The sequence below is a fragment of the Corallococcus sp. AB018 genome (assembly GCF_003986945.1).
Lineage (GTDB): Bacteria > Myxococcota > Myxococcia > Myxococcales > Myxococcaceae > Corallococcus > Corallococcus exiguus.
Map to the genome: position 1 here is coordinate 80,830 of NZ_RAWR01000001.1, position 10,353 is coordinate 91,182.

The 10,353-nt window shown below is 69.7% G+C and carries 10 protein-coding genes; 2 read left to right on the forward strand and 8 right to left on the reverse strand.

What is annotated here, in order from left to right:
- The first annotated feature begins 3 nt into the window (after positions 1-3).
- Positions 4-774, forward strand: a complete 771-nt coding sequence (locus D7Y11_RS45105) for a hypothetical protein (protein ID WP_126932715.1) — start codon at positions 4-6, stop codon at positions 772-774.
- On the forward strand, positions 774-2,288 hold the full coding sequence (locus D7Y11_RS45110; protein ID WP_126932716.1) for an SUMF1/EgtB/PvdO family nonheme iron enzyme: 1,515 nt from the start codon (positions 774-776) through the stop codon (positions 2,286-2,288). The genes D7Y11_RS45105 and D7Y11_RS45110 overlap by 1 nt, the downstream gene beginning before the upstream one ends.
- Before the next feature lie 208 nt (positions 2,289-2,496).
- Here D7Y11_RS45110 and D7Y11_RS00140 read toward each other — a convergent pair whose 3' ends face one another.
- The 8 genes from D7Y11_RS00140 to D7Y11_RS00175 form a co-directional block, all read right to left on the reverse strand.
- Positions 2,497-2,718 carry a hypothetical protein gene (locus tag D7Y11_RS00140; RefSeq protein ID WP_126932717.1) on the reverse strand — a complete coding sequence of 74 codons (222 nt, stop codon included), beginning with the start codon at positions 2,716-2,718 and terminating at the stop codon, positions 2,497-2,499.
- A complete protein-coding gene (locus D7Y11_RS00145) occupies positions 2,715-3,446 on the reverse strand; it encodes a hypothetical protein (protein ID WP_126932718.1) in 732 nt (243 codons plus the stop codon). Before D7Y11_RS00145 ends, D7Y11_RS00140 begins: the two co-directional genes overlap by 4 nt.
- Positions 3,447-4,650: 1,204 nt before the next feature.
- Positions 4,651-6,813 (reverse strand): hypothetical protein, encoded by a 2,163-nt coding sequence (locus tag D7Y11_RS00150; RefSeq protein WP_126932719.1) that lies wholly within the window; start codon positions 6,811-6,813, stop codon positions 4,651-4,653.
- Positions 6,810-8,420 carry a hypothetical protein gene (locus D7Y11_RS00155; protein ID WP_126932720.1) on the reverse strand — a complete coding sequence of 537 codons (1,611 nt, stop codon included), beginning with the start codon at positions 8,418-8,420 and terminating at the stop codon, positions 6,810-6,812. Before D7Y11_RS00155 ends, D7Y11_RS00150 begins: the two co-directional genes overlap by 4 nt.
- Positions 8,389-8,583 carry a hypothetical protein gene (locus D7Y11_RS00160; RefSeq protein WP_120594156.1) on the reverse strand — a complete coding sequence of 65 codons (195 nt, stop codon included), beginning with the start codon at positions 8,581-8,583 and terminating at the stop codon, positions 8,389-8,391. The genes D7Y11_RS00155 and D7Y11_RS00160 overlap by 32 nt, the downstream gene beginning before the upstream one ends.
- 4 nt (positions 8,584-8,587) lie before the next feature.
- Positions 8,588-9,775, reverse strand: a complete 1,188-nt coding sequence (locus D7Y11_RS00165) for a phage baseplate assembly protein V (protein ID WP_126932721.1) — start codon at positions 9,773-9,775, stop codon at positions 8,588-8,590.
- A complete protein-coding gene (locus D7Y11_RS00170) occupies positions 9,772-9,981 on the reverse strand; it encodes a hypothetical protein (protein ID WP_120565664.1) in 210 nt (69 codons plus the stop codon). Before D7Y11_RS00170 ends, D7Y11_RS00165 begins: the two co-directional genes overlap by 4 nt.
- A complete protein-coding gene (locus D7Y11_RS00175; RefSeq protein ID WP_121751455.1) occupies positions 9,981-10,322 on the reverse strand; it encodes a hypothetical protein in 342 nt (113 codons plus the stop codon). The genes D7Y11_RS00170 and D7Y11_RS00175 overlap by 1 nt, the downstream gene beginning before the upstream one ends.
- Positions 10,323-10,353: the final 31 nt, after the last annotated feature.

The window sequence follows — 10,353 nt, forward strand, 5'->3', positions numbered from 1 at the left end:
GACATGGCTGGAATCCCCGTGAACGTTCCAGGCACCTGGGCCGGGCTCTTCTCCGCCGAGTGGGGAGAGGACACCCACGCGCGCGAGCTCATGAAGCGCTTCTCGCCCATCGCGCTGACGAAGGCGAACACGCCCGTTCAATACCTGCGGACGCTGGCGGATGTGCTCGCGTCGCTCATCGTGTTGACGGGAGCCGAGGAGGCCCGCACGGCGGCCGCGCCCCTGGTGCCGCTGTGTGCGGCTGGAGTCGAGCAGGCCGGGGGGTTCTTCGATTCGGTGGATCCGCCGCGAGTCGCCCTCCAGGTGCTGTCCTTCGTGAACGCGGCGGAAGCGTGCGGGGCCGCGCAGGGAATGGTGACGGCTTCGCCCGCGAAGGCGTGGCTGGAGGCCCTCGCGAAGAAGGTGAAGAAGCTGGATGACGTGTTGCTCTATCGCTGCGGGCTGGTGGCGCTCTGTCTGGGGGAGCCGGACCTGGCGGCGAAGCTGGTGGGGGGTGGGAAGCTTCCGGCGACGCTCACGCCCGGGGAGCAGTTCGGCTTCAACGTCCAGGGCTTCGTGCGCTACCTGGCGACGGCGATGAAGGTCGGGGCACCGTCTGAAGCGGTGCGGCCCGCGTGGGAGTCCTTCGTGGAGGGCTTTCCGAAGATCAAGGCCGCGGAGCAGGTCTCGTGGAGTGACCTGCTTTGGGCGGCTCGCGCGTACTTCGTGGGCGTGGAGGGGCGGCCGGTGGCGCGGGTGGGCGAGTCGCTGCATGCACTCGTGAAACCGACCTGATGCGCTCCCCTGCTCTCGTTGCCCGACCTGAGGTTTCTTTCGAGGCGATGGACCGGGTGCTGTCCGCGCTGGGCTGGCTCCTCCAGTCCGAAAGCCAGACGCCTCCGCTCATCCCAGGCGAGCCGGAGTTCGCGGTGTACGTGAAGCGCGGGACGGACTCGGCGATCCATTACACGTTCAACCCGGTGCTCCGGCTTCGGGTGCTGGAGTTCTCCGGACCTGACGCCGTGGGGGAATGGGTGGCCGTGCGCAAGGCGGTGCCGGTGATGGAGGCCCCGGCGCTCGCGGCGCTGCTGGCTTCGTCGGAGACGCGGGAAGTGTTGCTGGGGTTACTGGCCACGGAGACGCTGCGCGAGCGCTCGTCGATGGAGCGCGTGGCGGCGCTGCGCTTCCATCCGGAGTTCAGCGTGTCTCGGACCGCGGAGCGCGTGCTGGCGTCGCTGGTGCCGGATGGGACGGAGGAAGCGTTCGCGCGGTTGAAGGCGGAGAAGGAGGCGCACCCGGACCGCTCCGTGCTGTTCGCGCACCTGCCAGGGGAGGAGCAGCGGCGGCAGGTATTGCGCTGGCTCATCCATGATCAGGCGGCGTCCAATCCGGACGTCGACGCGGTGCTGCGCTCCGCGCTGGTGGACGCGGACGCGGAGGTTCGGGTGACGGCGGTGATGGCGGCGGCCCGGCTCCAGGCGAGGGAGGTGCTGCCGGCGCTGCGCGAGGCTCGGATGCCTACGTCGACGCGGGAGGGCGCGGACCCGAGGGACCGGCAGTTCTATTCGAACCTGCGGGACCTGGTGGTCCATGTGCTCGCGGGCCGACCGCTGCCTCCAGAGGGCTCACCGAAGCGCGAGCGGATGGCTCCGCTGCTGCGCGCGCTGTCGGGCCCCGCGGATGTTCGGGACGACCCCACGCTGCTGTTGCATGCGCTCACGACGCCGGTGGATCTGGGGCCGCGCCCGGTGGGACTGCCCGAAGCAGTGGTGGAACGGGACGGCACGTACAGGCTACGCCGGTCCGGGTTGGAGGCGCGCTGGGTGCCTCCGGTGGAGCATTGGCTGGGGACAGGGCCGACGCTGCGGCGGGTGATTTCTCCGGGGTTCTTCGTTGCTCGGGTACCCGTGAGCCGGGCCGCGGCGGCCTGGGCGATGGCGGCTTCACAGGGGCCGATGGGGACCGCGGGGCCGGACGCGGAGGAACCACTGCCGTGCACTCTCGTGGAGGCAGAGGAGCTGTGCTCGGCGCTGTCACGCATTGAAGGCGTGGCGCTGCGGCTGCCCTCCAGCGAGGAATGGGAGATGGCGGCCCGTGGGCCAGATGGGCGGCTGTTCCCCTGGGGTAATTCGATGCGGGACGACGGGTCTATTCGGGCTTCGCCCTGGGGCGTGGAGAAGCTCGTGGCTTCGCTTCCGCAGTGGGCGCGGGCGGGACTGCTGTGCGGGGGACGGGAACAGCCGCTGTGCGCTTCGCGCCGCGAGGTGTCGGCGGGGGTGGGCGCCGTGCGGTGGGTGCTGGCCTCCTGAAGCTGACTGGCAGTGCGAGGACGCCGGGACTGCCGCGCACGAAGCTGGGCCCCCTGGGATGGCGAGAAGTTTCAGGCTGGCCGCCACCTCCGGGAGCAAAGCGCCTCAAACCTGTCCGACTGTCGGACAGGTTTCCCGAGGCCGCAGGCCCGGGGCCCGTTCCCCGTGGAGCCACCGGCCACTGTCCTCGTCCGTCGAGTCGGGCGGGCTACTTCTTTGGCATCCGGATGTTGGGGTTCGCCGTGACTCGGGGGGCGCTCTTCGCCTTGAAGCTGCCGCCGGCCGCAGCCTTCATCGTGGGCCCCTTGGCCGCGGTTCCCAGTTGGGCCCTGGCTGTGTCCATCTTGGGCTGCTGCGACGGCGCGATGGCCTTGTTCATGGCGGGCTTGCGGTCGGGTGTCTTCCGCGTCTGGGACGTCATTGTCTTCATGGGTTGCCTCCGGGAATGCGTCCGGCGGGGATGCCTTCCAGCTTGAGCGACTCACCGGGCTGCGCTGGGACTTCCAGGTCCACCAGGCCTCCTGCGCCAGTGAGGTGCACGTCCGGGCCAATCTCCAGACGGCAGCCCACGGCCGGGCGTCCCGTGTGGTCCTGGACCAGCAGCCTGCGCCGGTCGTCGCTCACCACCACCGACGGGCGCCTCAATGTGACCTGCGCCTGCGCGATGAGCACGCAGCGCTGACCCTTCACGCTCGCTCGGACCTGGGCCCGGACCCGGGCGACTCCGGGGGCCTTGCCTTCGGGAGGTCTCGCCAGGAGCGTGGCACTGGCCGCGGGTGGACCTGGGAGGACCGCGCCTTCCCAGACCGCCTCGAGCCCTTCGTCCAGCCCCACCGCCGCGAGCGACAACGGCACGCGGATGGGTTCCGCGCCCAGCCAGAGTTCGTCTGGCGCGACGATGGCCACTTCGGGCTCCAGTTGGACGTCCGCGATCCAGGACCAGCGCTCTGTGAGCAGGTCCGCGAGCCAGCCGGCTTCTTCTGGCGACATCCGTTCCAGGGCCTTCTCCACGTGCGCCGGATCCGCCAGTCGTTGGAGCGCCGAGGCGCCCTCCCGGAACCGGGCGTTCTCCAACAGGCCGTCGAGCTGGTCCGGAAGCTGTTTCGCGAGGGAGCGCAGCAGGTGGCCCAATCGCTGTCTTGGAGGAAGTGCGTTCATCCTCGCCTCCTCCACAGCGAACGGCCGACCATCCGGCGCCGCAGTCGCTGTTCTGCTTGATGGAGCGCTTCAGCGTCCCTCGCCGTGAGTCGGCGACCGTTCATGAAGAAGGCCCGTGTGCTGGGTTCCAGTTCGTGTCCCGGGGCTTCTTCCCACACGGGTTCTTCATCAGGGACTTCGGGTCGTGGCGGTGCCTGGACTCGCGGCGGAGGAAGCAACGTCTTCACGTCGATGTGCACCGGGCCTGGTGTGGTGTGCCTCGTGGCCCGTGATGGGGAGAGGATGGATTCGCCCCGTTCCTCCGATTGAGATGGATGCGGAGTCCGTGGCTCAGGTCTGTCATGACGACGTGGCCCGAGTTCCTCATGGAACGGTGGGGCCCTTCGTGTGTCCGGTGCCGGCAGTCGATCCAGGGCTCGGGGTGTCCGTCTCCTCCGTGGCGATGCCCGTGGGGACGTCTCTCTTTGCTCCACTGGGAGCGCCTGTGGTGGCGCTTGGGTGGTGGCGCGCGCGACGCGATGGCGGCGTGTTGGAGACTCCGGGACCCGTGCGCGGATCCGTGGGGATTCGGCGCTTCTCTCCACAGCGGGTCTCGGCACCCGGCTCCTTCGCGGACTTGGAGCCTTCACGCGTGTTTCGACGGCGAGAGGGACCTCAGGGGCCTTCTGGCTTTCAGGTTCGGGCCGGTCGCTTCGTTGTGAAGTGACATCCCCGCCCGCGGTGCGAGGCCGAAGTGGTCGTGGCTCCGCGACCTCCGTCTGGAACTCTGGGGCGCTGGGGACAACGGGGAGCGCGAGCGAGGAAGGCAGTTGCCCATCTGGGCTTCGGTTCACGGGTTCGACCGGTGGCCGTGGTTCCTGGAGCTGTGCCGACGTACCGACAGGTCGGGGAACACGACGGCGGATGGGTGCGCTGGGTTCCGTTACGGCCGGGACTCCGACCCGCTCATGACGCTTGAGCACGGGTGGCGTCGCGTTGTCAGGTTCCGTGAGCCCCATGGACCTGGGGCCTGTCGATGGCGAGGCGGTCTTCACCGCGCGGCCTGGCTCCCCTTCCCGCCTCCGCGCACCCGGCGTTGGCAGGGACGGTGGCAGCGGTGGATCCACCTTGAACTCTCCGCGCTCCCCCCGCTCCAGGGGATGGAGCACCCGGTCCAATTCCGCGAGCAGCGCGGCCACCGCGAAGAGGTCGTCTCTGGCTTCGCTCATGTCGGCACTCCCAGCCAGGACTTGAGGACCGTGGTCGCGGCTCTCAACTCCGGGTCCCTCAACACCGTCTTCGTCACGCCGCCGTCCTGCACCGTGATGTTGGCCGTGCCTGAATCCAGCTCGATGGGGAGCATGACTCCCGTGGCGAGGCTCGGGCCTCCGAAGCCCTTGAAGTCGCGCCGCAGCGTCACGTCGCGCACCAGCGCCTTGGGCATCTGCAGATCGCGCAGCGTGATGACCACGACCTCCTCGTCGTCCTCGCAGCACAGCGGCGTGGGCGTCGTTGTCACCTCATCGTCCGCTCGGGCCGCCGCGCCTGTGCGCACGTCCACCGTGTCCACGGTGGCCACTCCCTGCCACCACGTCCCTTCGTCGTCCGCTCCGCGCACGAGCAACAGCTCCCCCGGCCTTGCGACCTGCACCGGTTTGCTCGAGCCAGATGTGCTCGTCAGCGGGCTGCCATCCAGGAACAGTCGCGTCGCGCCGACTTCCACCGGCGGCAGCAACTTGAACGTCTGGCCTGGATACGGCGCGGCCACCGATGACGGCACCAGACCCAGCGCGCCGCCGCCCTGCCCCAGGATCAGGTTCAGCTTCGCGCCCAGGGCGATGATCTCCTGCACTACCCCGTCCGCCTGCGGACCCGCCGCCGCGTGTCCATCCATCAACTCCTGCGTGGAGATGGACACCGCGCTTCCACTCACGGACGACCCGCTCCTCACCATTCCGGCGACTCCGGGCAGCTTCGCATCCGTCGCGATGGACACATTCAGCGGCGCGATGATCAGCCGCTTCTCGGCTCCTTTCACCTCCCAGCCCAGCACCAGCGCCAGCGTGGGCCGGTCCCCTCCCACGTTCGCCACATGTCCCGGCTGCACTTGTCCCAGGTCCACCGTGGGCGTCACCGACAACGCCGTCGCCTGCGTGAGCGTGTCCTTCACCAGGGCCACCGGTCCCACCAGCGGGATTCCCGTGGACTGTCCCGCGAGCACTCGCGTCAGGCTGTCGCAGAATGGCTTCAGCACGAGCTTCAGCAGCGGTGCCAGCGCAGCCCGGTTGCGCACGTCGAACCATCGCTGACGGAACACCCAGTGGAAGCGCAGCGACCACTCCAACGTCCGGAGCATCCGCAGCGACCCGTCCGGATATGCCAGCCGCGACGCCACCGCCTCGTCCATTCCCTTCCCTGCCTCGATGTCCAACGTCGTCAGCTCGTTGGACAGCTGGCCGGGGATGCCCGGTGAATCCGCCCTCCGCAGCGTGGTCTTCAACGATGCCAGCCCCGACACGGACGCAGTCACGGTGCGTGGCGGCTGGAGCGCCGTGGCCACCGCGCCGTAGTCCGTCGCCGACGCCTGAAGTGAGTCCGCCGCGCGTTGGAGCGCATCCGTCAACTCAGGTGCCGCGCCCTGCTCCTCAAGCGTGGCCTTCGCCTGGAGCAGCACGTTCCGGTCCGACAGGCACTCGCTCTGGCGGGTCGAGGCCCCGGACGCCACCGGGTCGAAGGCGCTGGATGCCGACGAGACGCTCAGCCCATCCAGCACGCTGCTCAGGGACACCGTCTCCGATGTCGTCTTCAGCTCCGCCCGCCTCGTGGTGCGCAGGCCCGTCCAGGTCCCCAGCTCCGCGACGCCGCTCTCCGCCGCATCCTTCCGCTGGTCCGTGGTGAAGAGCCCCGCGTCGATGGCGTCCTCCACGGTGCCGCTCGTCGACAGGGGCCCGAAGTCATACGTGGGCACCCGCACCGCCACCTCGCCGCCGTGCTTCTCGTCGCGGAAGGCGAACAGCGTCACCGTTCCCGCGAGCAACGCCGCTCCCGTGAGCTTTCCGTCTCCATCCGCTCCGATGGTGCCCACCGCGAACTCCAGCTCCTCCACGCCCGGCAGCCGGCTCTCACTCCCCACGAGCGAACCGGCGGACACATTCGGCAGTCCTTCGCCCCGGGGCGCGGCAGCCAGGGCTGGCGCTAGCGCGATGCCCACCGCGCGACGACGGGCCCGCTCGATGACGTTGAACACGGGCAGGAGCGCGCACACCGTCTGGACGTGCGGCGCGTCCTGATCCGCCACGCCGTCCATTCGGTCCAGGAACGCCTCCAGCTGCTTCCAGGCCGCTGTCCAGCCGTCCAGCTCCGCGCTCAGGCGTGTCACCGCGCTCACGGGCCGGTTCCCTTCTTTGGCGTGTTCGGTGGCGGCGTGGACGCGTCAGCCGCGGGGGGCTGCGGACTCGGCGGACGTTCGGACGCGCCCGGACCTCCGAAGCCGATCGCCAGCGAACGCCCTCCCCGGCGCTGGGCGTGCTTCGTGGACGCCATGCCCTCCAGGATCTCCTTCTGTTCCTCCACGTGCTCCTTCGACTGGTCCAGCACTTCCACCAGCGCGGAGCGGCTCCGCTCGGCAGCGGCCTTCAGTTCATCTGGCGTGCGCCCCACCGCCCTCACGAACCGCTCGGGCGCCTTCTCCACAGCGTTCACGAACTTGTCCGCCTGCTTCTGGGCCTTCGTCTTCAGGTTGCCCCAGGCGTCCTTCACCTCGTCCCCGCTCGCCTCCAGTACCTGCGCGGCCTCGCTCTCCAGCAGGGCCTTCTTCACGTCCTGGAGTGTGAGGTCTCCCGACGCCAGCTCCATCGCGGACGACAGGCCCAGCAGCTCCCAGAGCATCGCGGCCTTCGCCAGGTTGGGCCCCGCCGCCAGCAGACAGATGCCTCCCACGTAGCCTCCCGGGGGCCTGTTCGTCGCCGTGAGGAAGGCCTGCTTCAGCCCCGCCACTCCGCCCGTCGTGGACACCGGCAGCGCGTACATGCCCGCGGACTTGAGCGCGTTCAGCAGGTCGATGATGGCCTGCACCGCCTGCGCCAGCTTCATCAACACCTGCACCTTGTCCTGCATCGCGGCGGCGAGACTCCGCAGAAGCGTCGCCAGGTTGTCCACCGACAGGAGCAGCGCCCTCAGCGCCTCCGGGAGGATGAGCAGCTTCTCCAGGTCCGGGAACAGGTCGCGCATGCGCGCGGACTTCCAGTCCGGCTTCACCGACCTTCCGCGCGCCCGGCTGCGGCGCGGATCCAACGCGCCCTTCGGGTACTTCTCGAACGCCTTCTTGAACGCGCTGATGTTGAGCAGCTTGCCCAGCAGGTACAGCGCCTGCCGGAGCGCATCCAGCGACGGCGCCGCCATCACGATGAACACCGCCTGCACCGGCGCGCCGTCCGTCACCGTCGGGCGCGAGTCGTCCCCCGGATCATCGAAGGACGCGACGAACCGCCCCGCCCAGCGCGCGAAGCCGTCCGGAGTCACCGGCGGACGCTCCAGCGCGAAGCCCGCCTTGAAGTCCTTGGGGATGTTCGGGATGAAGCCCGTCTCCGCCAGGTTCGTCTCCGTGGGCCCGATGCCCGGCGCGTCCGCGTAGAGATACGCTCCCGCGTTGAGCAGGTCGTTGATGATGTCCTTGAGCAGCTCGTAGGCCGCGAGGATGAGCGCCCGGAACGGATCCGGCAGCCCCAGGAGGATGGCCGCCAGCGCCTGGAGCAGCGCCTGCACGAACTGGAGCACCGCGATGATGATCTGCAGCGGCGGCTTGATGATGCCCACCAGCTGCGCCAACCCCGGCGGCACGCCGATCAGCAGCGGCCGCCACGCGGGCCCGCCCCCGGCCTCAGTGCCGGTGGCGTCCGTGCCTTCCGCATCCTCCAGTGCCTTCGCCAGGTCCTCGCAGCAGGCCTCCAGCGCGCCGTGGAGCTCAGCGATAGCGGCGTCGTTGAACTCGGCCACGCGCGTCCTCCCGGGTGCGTTGTTCCAGCTCCATCAGCTTCTCCAGCCGCTCGGCGTCCTGGGCCACGCCCACCGCCGCCGCCTGGAGCAGCAGGGCCTTCACCTCCTCCAGCCGCTCACGCAGCACCGATGCTTCCAATGGCTTCCAGTCAGGAGCCTTCATCGCGTCACCCCACCGGCATGCGCTTGACGAAGCCGAAGTAGGACCAGTCCAGCATCGGCGTCATCGCCGCCCAGACATCCAGGAGCGGCCCGTACGCGGCCACCGTCATCGGGTTCACCGCCTTGAGGATCTGCGCCAGCATCGTGAAGTGGATGGCCAGCCCGTCCCCCAGCACCATGGGCGAGATGGCGGTGAGGCCGCCCACCTGGCACATGCCCAGCATCGTGTTGATGGACACGTTGCCCATCAGCGCGTCGATGGAAACGGCGTTGAGCGACGGGCCCGGCAGGTCCGGCATCGCCGCGGCCACCTTCACCGCCTTGCCCGCCGCGAGGTTCACGTTGCCGCCGGACGTGACGCCAAAGCCCCCCACCGCCGTCTCCTGCGACGCGCCGGAGACGATGCGCGTGTGGCTGCCCTGGATGCGGTCCTCACGCGGACCGCCCACGATCTCCTTCACGCCGCTGCCACCCACCGTGCGCGAGTAGCCCGCCACGTCCACCTTCTCCGTCAGCGACCCCGTCACGTGCAGCGACACGTCCCCGCCCACGTCGCGGGTGTGGCTGCCGTCCACCGTCTCGTCCTGCTTGCCCGCCACCTCCAGGTGGTCGTCGCCGTCCACCTCCGCGGAGCGGTTGCCCTCGTTCACCGTGCGCTCGTTGCTGATGAGCCGGTCCAGGCCTTCCGCGGACAGGATGACGCGGTTGCCCTGCCGGTCGTGGATCTCCACGCGCGCGGTCTCCGGCCGGTCGTCCAGGACGATGTAGTGGCCCGTGGCGGACTTGAGCATCCGCACGCCCGGCACCGCGGACTGGGGCGGGTAGTCGTGCTTGGGAATCTCACTGACGTCCGGGGCCACTCGCGCGGTGGAGTCCGGCTGGCCCAGGTCCGCGAGCGCGGGCTGCCCCCACCACATGCCGCTCCAGATGGGTTGGGACAGGTCTCCGCCCTCGAACTCCACCCACACGCCCGCGCCCACGTCCGGCACCACGAAGAGGCCCTGATCCGGTCCCGCGTATGGCGTGCACGGCATGGCCCAGCCCGTGGCCACGTCCCCCATCAGGCGCGGCACCACGCACTGGATGCGCCCCAGGTTGAGGGGGTCCGAGACGTTCGTCACATAGCCCCGGTACTTGCCGAAGTAGCGGCTCTCCGTGCGTTCGATGAGCTGCTGCAGCAGTTGTTCGATCATCGCGCGCTCCCCAGGTCGTCGTCCTCGTCGTACTGGCGCACGCCGGAGACGTCCGACAGGTTGATGTAGACGGGTGTGGCGCCATCCGGCCCGGTGAGGTGGACGACGTCGTCGATGAGCTCCACCACCAGGCCCACGTACACCTGGCCCAACGTGGTGAAGAGGTAGCAGCGCTGCCCCATGCTGGCTTCGAGCAGCTTGCGCATCACTCCTCCAGCTTCTGCACCAGCCGCGTGGCCAGCTTCACGCGCGTGTCCACCCAGATGCCCACGTCGCGCTGGCGCTCGGAGGCGAGCCTGCGGCGCGCGGCGCGCACCAGGTCCTGGAGCGTCACGGGCACCGTGGGCACCGGCGGCAGACGGGAGATGCGCACGTCCAGCGCCCGGAGCACGGAGGTGTCCAGGTCCAGCTTCGCGCGCGTGCCGGCCAGGTTCTCCAGCGTCGCGGCCTTCGCGTCGGGCGCGTCCGGCGTGGCGGAGAGGGAGACTTCGGGCAGCGCGGTGCGCTGGAGGGCGACACGGCCACTGAGGGCGAAGGGGTCGGGCATGGGGGTGTCCTCGCGAAAGGGACTTCCAGCG